Raw genomic sequence first — 15,816 nt, forward strand, 5'->3', positions numbered from 1 at the left:
AACCCGCCTCCCCCGCAAGCCCGCAAGCCCGCAAGCCCGCAAGCCCGCAAGCCACCCGGAGGTCTCCCCATGGCACGAACCGTCGCCCGCGTGATCGTCGACGCACTGCGGGAACTCGGCGTCCGACACGTCTTCGGGGTGGTCGGCGACGCCCTGAACCCGCTCACCGAGGCCATCCGCACCACCGACGGCCTGGAGTGGGTCGGCTGCCGGCACGAGGAGGCAGCGGCCTTCGCGGCCAGTGCCCAGGCCCAGCTGTCGGGCAGCCTCGGGGTGTGCATGGGCACGGTCGGCCCCGGTTCCGTGCACCTCCTCAACGGCCTCTACGACGCTGCCAAGAGCCACGCGCCCGTCCTCGCCGTCTGCGGTCAGGTCCCGCTGGCGGAGATCGGCAGCGACTACTTCCAGGAGGTCGACAACGACCTCCTCTTCCGCGACGTCGCCGTGCACCGAGCCACCGTCACCTCCCCGGAGCAGATGCCGCGGGCGCTCGAAACCGCCGTGCGCGCGGCCGTCACCCGCGGCGGCGTGGCCGTCCTCACCGTGCCCGGCGACATGGGCGGCCGGGAGGTCCCGGAGGACAGGCCGCCCCGCTTCGCGCTCGACCGGGCCGTCACCCGGCCCGACGACGCCTCCCTCGCCCGCGCCGCCGCCCTGCTGAACTCGGCCTCCCGCGTCACACTGCTCGTCGGCGCCGGCGCCCGTGACGCCCGTACGGAGGTCCTGGAGGCGGCCGGCCGGCTGGCGGCACCCATGGTGCTCACCCTGAAGGCCAAGGAGGGCTTCGAGGACGACAACCCCCACCAGGTCGGCCAGACCGGCCTCATCGGCAACCCCGCGGCCGTCCACGCCCTCGACGCCGCCGACGCCCTCCTGATGCTGGGCACCGACTTCCCGTACCGCGACTGGTACCCGCAGGACGTCCGCGTCGTCCAGGTCGACGCGCGCGAGGAGCACCTGGGCCGCCGTACCCCCGTGGACGTGGGCCTGGCCGGCGACGTGCGCGTCACCCTGGAGGCCCTGCTGCCGCTGCTCGACCGGGTCGCCGACCGGAAGCACCTGGAGGACGCCCGCGACCGCTTCGTGCGGTGGCAGGAGGGGCAGGCCCGGCTGGCCGACCCCGCCGCCGACCGCCGGCCGGCCCGGCGGCTGCGGGCCGCCCTGGACAACCCCGGGCACGCGGTCCGTCCCGAGGCGCTGGCGGCCGCCGTGGCCGACTTCGCCGCGGACGACGCCGTCTTCACCTCCGACACCGGCATGGCCACGGTCTGGCTCTCCCGCTTCGTCCCCATGCGCGGGACCCGGCGCCTGATCGGTTCCTACAACCTCGGCTCCATGGCCAACGCCATGCCCCAGGCGCTGGGCGCCCAGCTGTGGGCGCCCGACCGGCAGGTCATCGCGTTCTGCGGCGACGGCGGCCTGAGCATGCTGCTGGGCGACCTGATGACGATCCGCACGTACGGCCTGCCCGTGAAGCTGGTGGTGTTCGACAACCGGAGCCTCGGCATGGTCAAGCTGGAGCAGGAACAGACCGGGCTGCCCGAGTTCGGTACGCGGCTCGACAACCCCGACTTCGCGGCCGTCGCCACCGCCCTCGGCCTGACGGGCATCCGGGTCACCGACCCCGCCGGCCTCCGCGACGGCGTGCAACGGGCCCTCGAAACGCCCGGCCCGGTGCTCCTGGACGTGCTCACCAACCCCGACGAGGTGGCCGTCCCCGCGAAGCCCACCCTGGCCCAGGGCTGGGGGTTCGTGCGGGCCAAGGCCAGGGAGCTGCTCTGACCGCGGGGGCCTTCCGGCCGCCGGTCCACCGGGTCACTGCGGGGCCGGGCCCCGCCCGGCGTCAGCCGCTCGCCTCCCAGGCCGAGGTCAGCCCGTCCAGCCACGCCGGCGGGAGCTCCGCGGCGTCCCACTCCTCGCGCAGCGCGGCGTCCGCGACGGCGAGCCGCTCCAGCACGGCGACGCTGGTCGCGGAGTGCACGAGGGAGTACCGCCCGTGGACCGCCACGGCGCCGCCGGGCCCGTACGCCGCGTACAGCCGCTCCAGCCGGCCCCGGTGGCGCGAGGCGAAGTCCTCCAGGCGTCCGGCGTACGTCGCCCGCTGCCGGGTGTCCATGGTGCCGAGGGCGGCGGTGAGCACCTCCTGCGTGACCTCCGGGTCGAGGTCGGAGGCGGTGGTGAACGACAGGTAGAGGGCCGTGACGGCCACCTGCGTCCGCTCCACCTCCATCTTCCGTACCGGAGGGAGCCGGTCCGGATCGGCCTCGGCGAGGCTCGTGGCCAGCGCCCGGCGCAGGGCCGCTTCGGCCAGCTCCCCGAGGGCGTCCGCGGCGGCCCCCGCCCCGTCGAGCCAGCCGTGCGCGTACAGCTCGCCCTTGTCCCGCGGGGCGTCCGGGGCGCCGCCGAGGACCTCCTCGTGCGCGAGGGCCAGGGAACCGGCCTCGACGAGGCCGATCAGCTCCTCCGCGTCGCCGGGGACGACGCCGGCCCTGGCGAGGAGCATCAGCAGGGTCCTCCTGGCGTTGACGACGCTGGCCGCGTCCAGCTGCTGCCGTCCCTCTTCGGCGGCGTTCATCAGGTTCATCCTCCTCGCGTGGCAGGTGGCGCCCCACGAACGTATGCGATGACCTCCTCCCGGTGGATCATCAGGGGCCCCTCAAGCCGCCTCGCGCCCCTCTTCACGCCCGTACGCCCTCCCCGCCACGCCGCGACGCGGCACCGGGTGACGACACCGCCGCGCAACACCCCCGCTACACCTCACGCTCCATGGACACCTCCAGATCGGCCTCGAACCCGGTGCCCTCCACGTGGAACGTCCACGTGCCGGGCGCGCCCCCGGCGGCCGGCGCCATCCGCTGCACCTCCGCGCCCTCGGCTGCCGCTGCGGCGGCCACCATCGCGGGCGTGATGTCCGGACCGAGGAACGTCTCGCCGGTGTGGAGGTAGAGCGCAAGGGTCCCGTCGGCCTCGAAGACGGCCTGCACGTAGTACTGCTTGCCGAAGACCAGGTTGTCGGAGAAGCCCACCCCGAACGAGTCCCGCTCGCCGACGTACACCTCGAGGCGCAGCACCAGGCTGTGGTCCAGGCTGTCCGCCGGCTTGGCCGAGGCGTCCACCCACCCCTCCCAGACCAGCCGGCCGGGGCCCGCCCACCCGGTCGTGCCGTCGCCGGACTCCGACAGCGGGCGGGCCAGCTCCGCGGCGAGGTCGGGGAGCGGGTCGGAGAAGTCGTCGGTGTGGAAGGGGCCGTAGCAGTTCTCGGCGTCCTTGCTCTGGTGGAACAGTTCGAAGTCGACGTACCGGGGCTTGACGGAGACCCCGAAGAAGAACTCGCTCTTACCGAAGATGTCGTGCCCCCGCTTCACCTCGGCCCGCGCCAGCCGCAGCCGGACGTGGTGCGTGCCGTGGAAGAAGCGCATCGCGATCTCGTACGCCTCGCGCGAGGTGACGAGCGAGTCCCGGCCGCCGTGGCACTTGTCGACGAACGTGCGCGGCGCCCCCGGGATCTGCGCGGAGGACTGCTTGACCAGTCCGTCACTGCGGTTGTAGGCGAGGGTGCCCTCGTCGATCAGGGTGGAGAGCCGGTTGCCCAGGTTCGCGAACCCGTTGGCGTACGCCTGGTGGTTGGTGCCGACGACGGTCAGGATCCGGGGAGCCGGGAACGGGATGCCGAGGATGTCCGTGCGGCGCGGGTCGAAGGCGGCGATCTCGTCGGCGACCCCGAGGGGCAGACTCCTGGCCAGGGCCGCGGGCAGGAGCTGGAAGGCGATGCCCCGGTGCGGCGTGCCCAGGGTGACGATCCGGTGGATGAGGTCCTCGCTCCGCGTGCCCAGGCGGCTCAGGGCGGCACGGAGCACCAGGCCGCCCATGCTGTGGGCGACGACGTCCACGCCGGTGAACTCCTCGCCGGCCCGTCGTGCGCCCTCCTCGATGATCTTCAGGAGCTTGACGAGTCCCTCGCCGTAGCGGTCGAGCGAGCGGGGGACCAGGTCGTAGAAGCGGTACACCCACATGGTCCCGGCGACTCCCTGCGCGAGGACCGAGCGCGCCGTGGGCACGTCGACGATCACGGTGCCGCGCCGCAGTTCCTCGGGCCAGTCGTCGCCGGGGGAGAACGGCGTCTGCTCCTCCTCGTAGTAGCCGACGACGTTGGTGGCGTCCCGGTACGGGTGCCGGGACGACTTGAGGCACCGCAGCACGAAGCCCTCGTAGAGGTAGTTCTCGCCGCGGGCCTTGGGATAGCAGCTGCCGTCGTTGAAGCCCTGGTAGACGTTGCTCCGCTCGTCCTGCAGGTCCGGGCCTCCGAAGCCGCGGATCAGGATCAGTGGGCGAGGACGGTTTGTCATCGGGACCACCCCGGGTGTTCGGTGCACACGTGGCGCGGCCGCCGGCCGCACGGACGGGCATCACTGTGCGCGAGCCCTCCGGGAGGGCGGGGGCATTATCGTTTCCACAGGCGTGTCGCGTCGCGGCCCGCCCCCGCGTGCCGCCGGATGCCCTCCTGCCGCCGCCACCCCCCTCCCGCCTTCACCCGCTCGGGGCGCCTCCGCCCTCCCCTCGGTGAGGCGCGCCGCCTCCGGCCCCCGCCGGGTCCAGGCTCGGGGCCTGGCCGCCCCGGACCGGGGCCCGTACGAACGCAGGAGGCGGTGGATGCCCGGACGGCGGATCGGTGCCCGCGCCTTCGTCGTCGCGGCCCTCGGCGGCCTCCTCGTCGGACTGGTCGGCGGCGCCTTCCGCTGGTGCCTCGCGCACGCCGACGCCCTGCGCGCCGACCTCCTGGAGGCGGGTGCCGGGCTCGGCCCGGCGGGCCGGCTGCTGCCCGTCGTGGTCACCGCCGCCGGCGCCGCCCTCGCCTGTGTCATCGCCCGGCGCGTCCCGTACGCCGCCGGCAGCGGCATCCAGCACGTCGAGGCCGTCTGGCGCCGGCAGTCCGACGCCCTCGCCCTGTGGCTGCTGCCCGCCAAGTTCGCCGGCGGCGTCGTCGCCATCGGCTCCGGCCTCGTCCTCGGCCGCGAAGGTCCGATCGTCCACATGGGCGCCTCCGTCGGCGCCCTCGCGGGCCACCACACCCACCAGGACCCCGAGGACACCCGGATGCTGCACACCGCCCTCGCCGGCGCGGGCCTGGCCGCCGCGTTCACGGCACCGCTGGGCGGCCTGCTGTTCGTCTGCGAGGAGGTCACCCGCAGCGTCCGGCCCCGCCTGGTGCTGCTCACCATGGTCGGCACCGTCGCGGCCGCGCTCGGCTGCCGGCTGGTGGTCGGCGACGCCCCCGTCCTCCCGATGCCGGGGCTGGCCGTCCCGCCCACCTGGAGCATGCCGCTGTTCCTCCTGCTCGGGGTCGCCGCCGGGGTGCTCGGCCCCGCGTACAGCGCCCTCGTGGTGCACACGCTGGAGACCGTCGAAGGGATCACCCGGATCCCGCCCGCCGCCAAGGCCGCCGCGATCGGTGCGGTGGTGGGGGCGCTGATGACCGTGGAGCCGCTGCTCGGGGGCGGCGGGAACGAACTCAGCGAGCGGCTGCTCACGGGCCCCCTCCCCGGCATCGGCGCCCTGCTCCTCTACTTCGCCGTACGCTTCGTCGCCGGGCCCCTCAGCTACGCCGCCGGCACCCCCGGCGGACTGTTCGCCCCGCTGCTGGCCCTCGGCGCCCTCCTGGGCACCCTGACCCAGGCGCTGGCGGCCCCCGCCCTCCCGGCCGGGGCGCCCGGAGCGGCCGCGTTCGCCGCCGTCGGCATGGCCGCGCTGTTCACCGGCGTCGTCCGCGCCCCGCTGACCGGCGTCGTCCTCGTCCTGGAGATGACCGGGTCCGCCCCGCTGCTGATCCCCCTGGTGCTGGCCTGCTTCGCGGCCGCCCTCACGGCGACCCGGCTGGACAGCGCCCCCCTCTACGACACCCTGCGCCACCGCATGCTGCAACGCCCTTGAGGCCCTCCGGCGCGAAAGCCGGAAAAGAATCCCGCCGGAGATGTCGAGAACCCGTGACCGGCTCCGTCCCCGGTGTGAACGCGACCACAATGGCCGTACCAAGAGGAGAACCACGATGGCCAAGTACCTGCTGCTCAAGCACTACCGCGGCGCCCCGGAGGCGGTCAACGACGTCCCGATGGACCGGTGGACGCCGGACGAGATCTCGGACCACATCGCGTACATGAAGGACTTCGCCGCCCGGCTGGAGGCGACCGGCGAGTTCGTCGACGGCCAGGCCCTCGCCCCCGAGGGGACCTGGGTCCGCTACGACGGGGAGGGCCGCCCGCCGGTGACCGACGGACCGTTCGCCGAGACCAAGGACCTCATCGCCGGCTGGATGGTGATCGACGTCGACAGCCACGAGCGCGCCGTCGAGCTGGCCGGAGAGCTGTCGGCCGCGCCCGGCGCCGGCGGGAAGCCGATCCACGAGTGGCTCGAGCTGCGTCCGTTCCTGGCCGAGCCCCCCACCATCACGGAGTGACGCCCCCGATGGACGAGGCCCTGCTCCGCAGCCTCACGCCGGGCGTGCTCGCCGTCCTCGTCCGCCGCGGAGCCGACTTCGCGGCGGCCGAGGACGCCGTCCAGGACGCCCTCGTCGAGGCGCTCCGCGTCTGGCCGGCCGACCCTCCGCGCGACGCGAAGGGCTGGCTGGTCACCGTGGCCTGGCGCCGCCACCTCGACGCGGTGCGGGCGGACGCCGCACGGCGCCGGCGCGAGGACCTCGTCGACGAGGAGCCGCAGCCCGGACCCGCCTCCGCCGTGGACGACACGCTCGCGCTCTACTTCCTGTGCGCCCATCCGTCGCTCACCCCGTCGTCCGCCGTCGCACTCACGCTCCGCGCCGTCGGCGGCCTGACCACCCGCCAGATCGCCCGGGCCTACCTGGTGCCCGAGGCGACCATGGCGCAGCGCATCAGCCGGGCCAAGCGCACCGTCTCCGGCGTGCGCTTCGACCGGCCCGGCGACGTCGCCACCGTGCTGCGCGTCCTCTACCTGGTCTTCAACGAGGGCTACTCCGGCGACGTCGACCTCGCCGCCGAAGCCATCCGGCTCACCCGGCAGCTGGCGGCCGCCGTCGACCACCCCGAGGTGGCGGGGCTGCTCGCCCTGATGCTGCTCCACCACGCCCGGCGCGCCGCCCGCACCGCGCCCGACGGCAGCCTGGTGCCGCTCGCCCAGCAGGACCGCGGGCAGTGGGACACCGCGCTGATCGCCGAGGGCATCGGGATCCTCCGGAAGGCCCTCGCCCGCGACCGGCTGGGCGAGTTCCAGGCCCAGGCCGCCGTTGCGGCCCTGCACGCCGACGCGCCCACCGCGGAGGAGACCGACTGGGTGCAGATCGTCGAGTGGTACGACGAGCTCGCGCGCCTGACCGACAGCCCGGTCGTACGGCTCAACCGCGCGGTCGCCGTGGGGGAGGCCGACGGACCGCGGGCCGGCCTGGCGGCGCTCGCCGCGCTGGACGCGTCCCTGCCCCGCCACACCGCCGTGGCGGCGTACCTCCACGAGCGCGACGGCGACCTGGCGACGGCGGCCCGGCTGTACGCCGAGGCGGCCCACCGGGCGCCGAACCTCCCCGAGCGCGACCACCTGAACCGCCAGGCCGCCCGGCTCAACCTACGGCTCGACGCCCGGCACGACCGCGGCCGTGACTCCTGACGCCCCCGCTGCCCCGGCCCTGCGGGCGTGCAGCGTGTGCGCGCCGAGCGGCAGCGGGGTGTGGCCGACGAGTTCGAGGCCGCACTCGCCGAGCAGCCGGGCGTAGTGGCCCGCGGTGCGCTCCCGGCCACCGGTGTTGCACAGCATGTGCAGGTCCCAGGCGGTGGCGAGGGACGGGGTGCCGTCCTCCGGCAGGAGCCGTTCGACGACGAGGAGGTCGGCGTGCTCGGGCATCGCCTCGGCACAGTGGCGCAGGATGCTCCGGCACCGGTCGTCGTCCCAGTCGTGCAGGACGCGCGAGAGGACGTACACGTCGCCGCCCGCGGGCACGTCGGCGAACGTGCCCGCACGGAAGGCGCAGCGCCCCGCGGCGGCGCTGTCGGCCAGGCCCGCCCGGGCCGCCTCGACGACCTCGGGACGCTCCAGCAGGATCCCGTGCAGCGAGGGGTGCGCGGTGAGGATGCGCCCGAGGAGTTCGCCGGTCCCGCCCGCGACGTCGACGACGGTACGGGGAGTGCCGGGGGCGGCCCCTTCCGCGGCGGCCGCGAGGACGGGGTGGCCGGGCAGGGGCTCGAAGATGGCGGCGCTCGACGCCATGGACCGGTCGAAGAGGGCGGCCAGTTCGGGATGGCGGGCGAAGTAGTCGAAGTGGTTCTCGCCGTAGAGGTGGTCGAAGCCGGGGCGGCCGGTGCGCACGCTGTGGGCCAGGTGGGCGAAGGACTGGTAGAAGGCGCCGCCGTACATCAGGGCCAGCGGCCGCATCGAGGCGGGCGCCGCCGTGTCCAGCAGCGCTCCGACAGGGGTGAGCCGGAAGCCGTCCGGGCCCTCGGACACCACGCCCAGCATGGCGAGGTACCGCAGCAGGGTCGCCAGGCTCTGCGGGTGGGCACCGACGGTGCGCGCCAACTCCGCCGTGCCGGTGGCGGTGTTGAGGTCCATGGCCTCGGACAGCCGCAGCCGGGCGCAGGTGGCCAGGGCCTGCGTGGTCCAGGCACCGGTCAGCAGCCGAAGGAGCGTGTCGGCCGGCTCGGAACCGTCCGGTTGCCCCACGGCGGGCCCGGCGGCCGGGACGCGGGCGCGCTCCGCCGCCGGCTCGCCTGACCGTCCGGCGGGCAGCGCCGCGTACCGCCCGGCGAGGTGCTCGGCCAGCACGTCGCGGTGGTCGCCGCTCGCGTACAGCTCCACCCGCCGGTACGCCGTCTTCGTCCCGGCGGGCGCGGTGAAGTAGAACACCGTCCCGTCCTCGTGCGGGTTGTAGCCGCCCCCGTCGGCCGCGGCCCCGTGCCGTACGAAGCTGGCCAGCAGCCCGCGCAGCACCAGCGGGTCGGGCCGGGTGACGTCGAAGGCCAGGTGCGCCTCATGGTCCGCGCTGCGCTCGTGGGCGGCGACGCCGGACAGGCCCGAACCCGGCGGGGTGGTCAGCGCGAAGACCTCGACCGCCCGCCGCTCGCCGGCCGGACCGTGGACGGCCGGCCGGAGAATCCTTACGTCAAGATCGGCGGCGTCGAGGCGGTGACGGGTGGCCAGCCGCCGGCGGACGACGACGCTCGGCTGCGGCCTGGCGTCCGGCGCCAGGCCGCACGAGGTCAACTGCGTCCGCAGCGTGTGCTCGTCCGGCGGGAAGACGAGCACGGCGGCGTGCGCGAAGGAGCACTGGTCGGTCAGCGCCCGCAGTTCGGGTCCGTCGAGGCCGGGCAGCACCCGCGACAGCAGAGTCGAGGTGTCCTGCTCCCGGACGAATCCGGCCGTCGCGCGCAGTCGTGCAGCGTCGTCGACGGCGCTCACCGTCGACGACGGCGCGGGAATCGTGAAGGTATCCATGGAACGCATTCACCGTCCGTGTGGGGAGTAAGGGGGTGCAGGAGAACAGCGCGGGCCGCCGGGCGGGCAGCGGTGCGCGGCCGCGGCGCGCCCCGCGAGGTGCGGGGAGCGCCGGGCAGCGGGAGAGGTGAAGGGGACCGGTCGGGGCGGGAGGGGCTTCAGACCCCTACGTAGTGCTCCGCGAACCAGTCCTGACGGCTGCGCGAGTCGCGCAGCGAGGCGATGCGGGAGTGCCGCAGACGCTCCAGGAAGGGCGAGGACCCGTCGGCGTCCGGCGCTTCGTGCAGCAGGCCGATCATCCAGTGGGAGAACTCCTGCGCCCGCCAGATGTGGGCCAGGCACCGGTCCGAATAGCGGTCGAGCGGTCCGGGGTCGCGCTGGAGGAGGGCCGTGGCGAGGGCCTGGGCGAGGATCTCCGCCTCCAGCACCGCGAGGTTCGCGCCCTTGGCCGCGGACGGGCTGATCAGGGCGGCGGCGTCACCGACGAGGAAGAGGGAGCCGTACCGCAGCGGTTCGAGCACGTCGGACTCGTGGTGGACGACGGCGCGCTGCGCGACGGGGCCGCGCAGCAGCGGACCGTACTCGTCCGCCCGCATGCGCAGGGCGAGTTCGTCCCAGATGCGGTCGTCGCCCCACTCCTCGGGGCAGGCGTCGCGCGGGACCTGCAGGTAGTAGCGGGTGACCTCGGCGGAGCGGGCCATGTGCCCGGCGAAGCCGCGCGGGTGGACCGCGTACCCGACGGCGTCGATGCTCGGCGGGGCCTCGGCGAGCAGGCCGAGCCAGGACACGCCGTGGTCGCGGTGGTGGTGGCGCACGGTGCCCGGCGGGAGCGAACGCCGGCCCGCGCCGTGGCGGCCGTCGCAGGCGGCGACGTACCGGCCGCGCCACCGCTCGGGGCGCCCGTCCGCGCCGCGTACCGTCACGGACGGGGCGGGACCGTCCGCGTCGGACACGGTGACGGCCTCCGCGCCGAAGCGGATCCGGCCGCCGGCGCCGACGTAGGCCGACAGCAGATCGGTGACCAGCTCGTGCTGGGGGTACACGGTGTGCGGCTCGCCGCGGCCGAGCCGGCGGTAGTCCAGGCGGAACCGGCCGTCACCGGTGCGGAACTCGCAGACGCCGTGCTGCTGTCCGCGTAACCGCAGCCCCTCGTCGAGGCCGTGGCGCTGCAGGACGCGCACCGTGTGGGGGGCGAGGAAGCCGGCCCGCGCGCGGGCCTGGATCTGCTCGCGCCCGGCGCGCTCCAGCACCACGCAGTCGAGCCCGGCGCGGAGTAAGAGGTTCCCCAGCACCAGCCCCGCGGGCCCGGCCCCGAGGATGACCACATCAGCCGAGTCCTGGGCGGCCCGGTCGTACTGACTCTCTGTCACAACAGTGGATCATAGGCAGCGAAGGCGACCCACCCCGACCAAGATCACCCGTATGCCCCACACCAAGGGAAAAGGATTCTTCCGGGCGTCCCGGCCTGCTCGCCGCGTCGTTCCCCCCTCACCGCCGCGCGGACCGGTCCTCCGGCTCCGCTTCCCCGCCGGCTCCTCCGTGCGGCGGGCCGGCCGCGGTGGGCCGCCGGGGGGAGGCGACGGCCGGGGTCACGGTGTGCGGAATGGCGGTGGGGGGCAGAGCATGGCAGGGGTACGCCCGTCGGTCAGATGCTCCCGCGCCTTGGAGGAACCCCATGTCGGACCTCAAGTTCGAGCAGAAGCGCTCGCTGTCCCGTGTCGAAGCCGCCGACCAGCTCGCGGCGCTCGCCCAGGCGCTCCGGGAGGGCGGGAAGACCGACGTCCCGCTCGGCTCGGGCGTGCTGAGCCTGCGCGTCCCCGACGAACTCCGCAGTGAGGTGGAGATCGAGGTGGACGGCGACGAGATCGAGCTCGAGATCGAGCTGAAGTGGAGCACCGGCAAGCCCCGGACTTCCGCAGCCGCCCCGGCGGCGGAGAAGGCCGCGGAACCGGAGCCCGAGGCGGCTCCCGCGAAGCAGACCGCCCCTGCCAGGACGAAGAAGGCCACGGCGCCGTCCAGGGCCAGGCGCTCCGCCGCGAAGCGCACCTGAGCGGAGGACCGCTGCGTCAGACCGGGAGCGGCGCGAAGTGGTGGAGGGAGTCGGCGCCCGGGTGCACCACGCCGTAGGTGTGCTCGGGCACCTCGTTCCACGCCCCGGGAAGGTCGCCGAGCGGCTCCGACACCACGACCCGCGTCTCGTCGGAAACCTCCTCGAGGAAGGTGAGGTCGGGGTGCAGCGCACGCAGGGAGTCCACGCGGGTGCTGTAGAAGAGCGACCTGGCCTTGCCCGCGCTGGCGTAGCGGAACGCCCAGACCGTCGTGCCGTCCGTCACGGCCACGGTCATCTGCATCGGGCTCTCCACGCCGTGCGCCCGGCCGGTCTTCTCCACCAGCCCGACCATCCGGGCCACCGCGCCCGGCGGGTCCTCCTCCAGTCCGAAGGTCAGGGCGAGGTAGAACATCGCCTCGGAGTCGGTGGTCCCCTCCATCTCCAGGTACAGGGCGGGGTCGACCGCCATGTTGAGCTCCCTGCGCATGCCGTGGAAGCCGGCGATGGAGCCGTTGTGCATCCACATCCACCGGCCGTGCCGGAAGGGGTGGCAGTTCGTCTGCTGCACCGCCGTGCCCGTCGACGCCCGGATGTGGGCGAACATGAGGGGGGACTTCACGTGCTGCGCGATCTCGCGCAGGTTCCGGTTGTTCCAGGCCGGGCCGACGTCCCGGAGGATCGCGGGTGTGTCCAGCTCCGATTCCCTGGCGTACCAGCCGATGCCGAACCCGTCCCCGTTGGTCGTCTCGACGCCGAGCCGCGAGTGGAGGCTCTGGTCGATCAGGGAGTGCGCGGGTTTGTAGAGGATGGTGTCGAGGAGGATGGGCGTACCCGAGTAGGCCAGCCACCGGCACATGCGCGATCACCTCTTCCTGGCACGTTGCGCCGCCCGGGCGCGAGCTCCCCGGCCGCGTACGTCACCCATCGAGCGTAACCGCCGGCGCCGGGGCCGGCTCGGTACGCGGCCGGGGCGGCGCTGGGCGGCCGGGGTGCCGGTGTGCGGGCGGGGCGCCGGTGGGCGGGCGAGCGGTGGCCCGTACCGGCCCGGGCCTCACCGTGGTCAGACCTGGCGGGCGCCGCCGTCCACGAAGAGCTCGGTGCCGGTGACGTAGCTGCTCTCCGACGAGGCGAGGAACAGGGCGGCGGCTGCCACTTCCTCGGGCCGGCCGGGGCGGCCGAGCGGGACCCGGCGCGTCGCCTCCTCGACGACCCCGGCCGGGGCCCGGTCCAGGGACGGGGTGAGGACCGGACCGGGGCTGAGGGTGTTGACCCGGATGCCGCGGCCGGCCAGCTCCAGGGCCAGGCTGCGGGCCAGGGACCGTACGGCGGCCTTCGTCGCGGCGTAGACGCCGAAGCGTGCGGACCCGCCGGAGCCGGCCGCCGAGCCCAGCAGGACGATCGAGGCACCGTCCGCCAGGAGGGGCAGCGCGCCCTGCACGGTGAACACGGTCGCCTTCAGGTTCAGGTCCGTCGTCGCGTCGAACCCGTCCCGGGTGACGTCGGTGAGCGCGGCCGGACGACCGCCTCCCGCGTTCGCCACCAGGACGTCCAGGCCGCCGCCCGCCGCCTCCACCACGCGGTAGAGGTGGGCGAGGTCCGACTCCCGGGTCACGTCCCCTGGGACGGGGATCGCGGCACCGCCCAACTCATCGGCAGCCTTGCGGAGTTCGCCCTCGTGCCGCCCGCAGATGAAGACCCGGGCCCCTTCCCGGACGAAGCGCCGGGCGATGGCCAGCCCGATGCCGGCCGAAGCACCCGTGACCACCGCGACCTTGCCGTCGAGCTGTCCCATGCCGGCCTCGTCCTCCGCGTCGTGTGGGCCCCCGGCGCAGCGGGCGGGGCGGGTGCGCCGAGGGTCGGGCAGCGGCCCGGCGAAGTCAAGGAACGCGCGGCGCCCGCGGCGGGCCGGCCCGCCGCCGGGCACCCCGGGGTCATTCCGGCCGACCGGGTGAAGCCCGGGGACGGCGCGGCGATGAGTTCGCCCGCTCCCATCGGTCTACGCCTTGATGGAGGACGACCAACGTCTCGGGAGCACATCATGGGCCTCATCCACATCGCGCTGTTCGCGACACTCGACCTCGTGGGGCAGGCGCCCGGCGGTCCCGACGAGGACCCCGAGGGGTTCCCGTTCGGCGGCTGGCAGGCGCCCCTGCTGGACGAGGTGTCCGGCGCGCAGATCGCCGCCGCGTACGAGGGCACGGACGCCCTCCTGCTCGGCCGGCGCACGTACGACATCTTCGCCTCCTACTGGCCGCACCAGGAGGGCGGTGAGGACGACGATTTCGCCAGGCTCTTCAACGGGATCCCCAAGTACGTCGCCTCCCGCGGCCGTCCCGACCTGAGCTGGGCCGGGTCCACGCAGCTGGGTCCGGACCTGGCGGGCGCGGTGCGCGAGATCCGGGACCGGCACGAGCACGTGAAGGTCGTCGGCAGCCTGGACCTGGTGCAGAGCCTGCTGCGCGAGAAGCTCTTCGACCGCCTCGACCTCTGGGTGCACCCGATCGTGCTGGGCGTCGGGAAGAAGGTCTTCGACGGTGGTGAGGTGCCGACGAACCTCACCCTCCTCGAACCCCCGGCGGCCGGCTCGAAGGGTGCCGTGCACCTCCGCTACGGGCTCGCCGAGGGAACGCCGGCGACGGGGGACATGAGCGCACCGGACCGCGGTCTCGGGGACGGAGCCTGAGACCCCGGCCGGGACGTCGGCCGCGTCACCGGCCGCGTCACAGGCCGCGATACCGGCAGCGAGACCGGCCGAACAGCAGCCGACCGCCGGCCGCGACGCCTTCCTCCGGCGGCGTCGCGGCCGGAGTCCGTCACGCGCGGCCGAGCAGGGCGGTGCCGGCCGTGCTGTCGCCGCGCGCCGTGAAGAAGTCGGTGAAGGCGGCCACGAACTCGTCCTCGGAGATCCGGCCGTCGCCGTCGGCGTCCAGTTCGCGGAACCCGTCGTTGAGTTCGGCCGGGTGTACCCGGGACCCGCCGAACAGCACGCGGTACTCGTCGGCGCACAGGTGGCCGCTGCCGTCCGCGTCGGCCGCACGGAACAGCGCACGCATGGCCTGCCCCAGCCCGCCGTCGAGGTACTGGGGGTCCCGGTCGAGTCCGGCCGTCATGGCGGCAACGAACTCGGCGCAGTCCACCCCGCCGTCGCCGTCCTCGTCCACGTCCGCGCAGAGCTGCTTCCACCAGGCCTCGAAGGCCGCGTACAGCACGTCCTCGCGCTCGGCCGGCAGTTCGAGCCGCCAGCACACGTTGTGCGACATGGCCTGCAGGTCGGCGGTGTCGACCCGGCCGTCGCCCGTCTGGTCGAGCACCTGGCGGAAGAAGGTCTCCAGACGGGCCTGCCGGGTACCCGCGGTACGGGCCCCGGGCAGTCGGACCACCGCCGCCCGGCGCGCACCGGACCGCTGCCCGTCCCCGGCGTGGTGCCGGTAGCGCAGGTGGTCCGGCAGCCGGGTCATCACCACGCGCAGACCGCGGTGGAGCGTCCACGACAGGGCGGCGGCCGTACGGGGCCTGCGCGTCCCGAAGCGTTCGTGCCAGGCCGGCGGCAGGTCGGCGACGGTGAGTGCGGTCAGGGCGCGGGCCGTGATGGCCCGCAGCAGCGGCCAGGCCGGCCCCAGCAGGCCGAGCCGGCGGGGCGCGGGCGCCTCGCGGAGCATCTCGTGGAGCAGGTACTGGACCTCTTCCCCGTGCTCCAGCACCTCGCGGACCGTCCGCTCGACGTACGCCGGGACGTCCGCGGCCGTCGGCGGGAGGACCTCCCCGGGGATGCGGAGGTCCTTGCACACCTCCCTGAACTGCCCGTACAGCAGATTCTGTTCGGCGGCGCCGAGGGGAGCGCCGGCCAGTTCGTGCATCGCGGTCATCGCCTCGTAGAGCGTGACCATCACCCAGGCCCGGACCTCGGGCTCCTCCGCGCTGTACGCGCGGCCGGCCCCGTCGGTGCCGTGGATGCGGCGGTGGGTGCGCTCCAGACGGGCGATTTCCAGCGCGCGTTCCTCGGGCCCGGCGAAGAACAGCCGGCTGCCGCTGTCCATGGTGTGCTCGATGCGCCGCCAGGGGTGGGCGCGGTAGGTGGAGTAGCGGCCCATGCCGGCCGCGACGGCCGGGTGCGCGATCTGCAGGACGAGCAGCCGCCACGCCACCAGCCCGATGCGGCGTTCGGCGAGGGTCCGGCGCAGGGCACGGTCGGCGGTGGGCTGTAAGTGGGTCGGCACGTGGCTCTCCAGCGGCTGTGGTGTGATCGTCTGCACCTACAACGTCACGTACGGCCCCCGGGCCCGCCGCCGGACCCGGGATCACCCGGACGGGTGCGC

Annotated in this window: 13 protein-coding genes; 6 read left to right on the top strand and 7 right to left on the bottom strand. The window is 74.5% G+C overall.

The annotated features are described in order from the left end of the window. Nucleotides 1-69: 69 nt before the first annotated feature. On the top strand, nt 70-1,782 hold the full coding sequence (locus tag ACIQUQ_RS20645) for a thiamine pyrophosphate-dependent enzyme (protein ID WP_403977715.1): 1,713 nt from the start codon (nt 70-72) through the stop codon (nt 1,780-1,782). Between the two features lie 61 nt (nt 1,783-1,843). On the opposite strand, the gene ACIQUQ_RS20650 is transcribed toward ACIQUQ_RS20645, so the two are convergent. Together ACIQUQ_RS20650 and ACIQUQ_RS20655 are read right to left on the bottom strand one after the other, a co-directional pair. Continuing rightward, nucleotides 1,844-2,575, bottom strand: coding sequence for a hypothetical protein (locus tag ACIQUQ_RS20650; RefSeq protein ID WP_403977717.1), 732 nt, complete (start codon nt 2,573-2,575; stop codon nt 1,844-1,846). A gap of 175 nt (nt 2,576-2,750) precedes the next feature. Further along, a complete protein-coding gene (locus ACIQUQ_RS20655) occupies nt 2,751-4,346 on the bottom strand; it encodes an esterase/lipase family protein (protein ID WP_403977719.1) in 1,596 nt (531 codons plus the stop codon). A 304-nt stretch (nt 4,347-4,650) separates the two neighbouring features. On the opposite strand from ACIQUQ_RS20655, the gene ACIQUQ_RS20660 reads away from it, so the two are divergent. From ACIQUQ_RS20660 to ACIQUQ_RS20670, 3 genes are all read left to right on the top strand, one after another. Next, the gene (locus tag ACIQUQ_RS20660; RefSeq protein WP_403977721.1) at nt 4,651-5,928 is read left to right on the top strand and encodes a chloride channel protein; all 1,278 of its coding nucleotides are present in this window, start codon (nt 4,651-4,653) and stop codon (nt 5,926-5,928) included. Nucleotides 5,929-6,043: 115 nt separating this feature from the next. Beyond that, nucleotides 6,044-6,451 (top strand): YciI family protein, encoded by a 408-nt coding sequence (locus tag ACIQUQ_RS20665; RefSeq protein WP_403977723.1) that lies wholly within the window; start codon nt 6,044-6,046, stop codon nt 6,449-6,451. Nucleotides 6,452-6,459: 8 nt separating this feature from the next. Next, nucleotides 6,460-7,629, top strand: a complete 1,170-nt coding sequence (locus ACIQUQ_RS20670) for an RNA polymerase sigma factor (protein WP_403977858.1) — start codon at nt 6,460-6,462, stop codon at nt 7,627-7,629. On the opposite strand, the gene ACIQUQ_RS20675 is transcribed toward ACIQUQ_RS20670, so the two are convergent. Both ACIQUQ_RS20675 and ACIQUQ_RS20680 read right to left on the bottom strand, forming a co-directional pair. Beyond that, on the bottom strand, nt 7,588-9,459 hold the full coding sequence (locus ACIQUQ_RS20675; protein WP_403977725.1) for a methyltransferase: 1,872 nt from the start codon (nt 9,457-9,459) through the stop codon (nt 7,588-7,590). The genes ACIQUQ_RS20670 and ACIQUQ_RS20675 overlap by 42 nt on opposite strands. A gap of 149 nt (nt 9,460-9,608) precedes the next feature. Next, nucleotides 9,609-10,820, bottom strand: a complete 1,212-nt coding sequence (locus ACIQUQ_RS20680; protein WP_403977727.1) for a 4-hydroxybenzoate 3-monooxygenase — start codon at nt 10,818-10,820, stop codon at nt 9,609-9,611. A gap of 305 nt (nt 10,821-11,125) precedes the next feature. Here ACIQUQ_RS20680 and ACIQUQ_RS20685 point away from each other — a divergent pair, with 305 nt between their 5' ends. Beyond that, on the top strand, nt 11,126-11,500 hold the full coding sequence (locus ACIQUQ_RS20685; RefSeq protein WP_403977729.1) for an amphi-Trp domain-containing protein: 375 nt from the start codon (nt 11,126-11,128) through the stop codon (nt 11,498-11,500). Nucleotides 11,501-11,516: 16 nt separating this feature from the next. On the opposite strand, the gene ACIQUQ_RS20690 is transcribed toward ACIQUQ_RS20685, so the two are convergent. Continuing rightward, a complete protein-coding gene (locus ACIQUQ_RS20690) occupies nt 11,517-12,356 on the bottom strand; it encodes a class II glutamine amidotransferase (protein WP_403977731.1) in 840 nt (279 codons plus the stop codon). A gap of 204 nt (nt 12,357-12,560) precedes the next feature. Continuing rightward, nucleotides 12,561-13,292: an SDR family NAD(P)-dependent oxidoreductase gene (locus tag ACIQUQ_RS20695; protein WP_403977733.1), complete on the bottom strand. Its 732-nt coding sequence runs from the start codon at nt 13,290-13,292 to the stop codon at nt 12,561-12,563. A 246-nt stretch (nt 13,293-13,538) separates the two neighbouring features. On the opposite strand from ACIQUQ_RS20695, the gene ACIQUQ_RS20700 reads away from it, so the two are divergent. Then, entirely contained in the window at nt 13,539-14,183 is a 645-nt protein-coding gene (locus tag ACIQUQ_RS20700; protein WP_403977735.1) for a dihydrofolate reductase family protein, read from the top strand. A 130-nt stretch (nt 14,184-14,313) separates the two neighbouring features. Here the strand turns inward: ACIQUQ_RS20700 and ACIQUQ_RS20705 are convergent, their stop codons facing one another. Then, nucleotides 14,314-15,717: an oxygenase MpaB family protein gene (locus tag ACIQUQ_RS20705; RefSeq protein WP_403977737.1), complete on the bottom strand. Its 1,404-nt coding sequence runs from the start codon at nt 15,715-15,717 to the stop codon at nt 14,314-14,316. Between the last annotated feature and the right edge of the window lie 99 nt (nt 15,718-15,816).

Origin of the sequence: Streptomyces sp. NPDC101118 (assembly GCF_044759445.1) — a bacterium.
Lineage (GTDB): Bacteria > Actinomycetota > Actinomycetes > Streptomycetales > Streptomycetaceae > Streptomyces.

Coding starts and splice junctions, on each gene's coding strand:
- ACIQUQ_RS20685 (WP_403977729.1), top strand. CDS start 11,126: ATGTCGGACCTCAAGTTCGAGCAGAAGCGCTCGCTGTCCCGTGTCGAA.
- ACIQUQ_RS20700 (WP_403977735.1), top strand. CDS start 13,539: ATGGGCCTCATCCACATCGCGCTGTTCGCGACACTCGACCTCGTGGGG.
- ACIQUQ_RS20695 (WP_403977733.1), bottom strand. CDS start 13,292: ATGGGACAGCTCGACGGCAAGGTCGCGGTGGTCACGGGTGCTTCGGCC.
- ACIQUQ_RS20675 (WP_403977725.1), bottom strand. CDS start 9,459: ATGCGTTCCATGGATACCTTCACGATTCCCGCGCCGTCGTCGACGGTG.
- ACIQUQ_RS20655 (WP_403977719.1), bottom strand. CDS start 4,346: ATGACAAACCGTCCTCGCCCACTGATCCTGATCCGCGGCTTCGGAGGC.
- ACIQUQ_RS20660 (WP_403977721.1), top strand. CDS start 4,651: ATGCCCGGACGGCGGATCGGTGCCCGCGCCTTCGTCGTCGCGGCCCTC.
- ACIQUQ_RS20690 (WP_403977731.1), bottom strand. CDS start 12,356: ATGTGCCGGTGGCTGGCCTACTCGGGTACGCCCATCCTCCTCGACACC.
- ACIQUQ_RS20665 (WP_403977723.1), top strand. CDS start 6,044: ATGGCCAAGTACCTGCTGCTCAAGCACTACCGCGGCGCCCCGGAGGCG.
- ACIQUQ_RS20645 (WP_403977715.1), top strand. CDS start 70: ATGGCACGAACCGTCGCCCGCGTGATCGTCGACGCACTGCGGGAACTC.
- ACIQUQ_RS20670 (WP_403977858.1), top strand. CDS start 6,460: ATGGACGAGGCCCTGCTCCGCAGCCTCACGCCGGGCGTGCTCGCCGTC.
- ACIQUQ_RS20650 (WP_403977717.1), bottom strand. CDS start 2,575: ATGAACGCCGCCGAAGAGGGACGGCAGCAGCTGGACGCGGCCAGCGTC.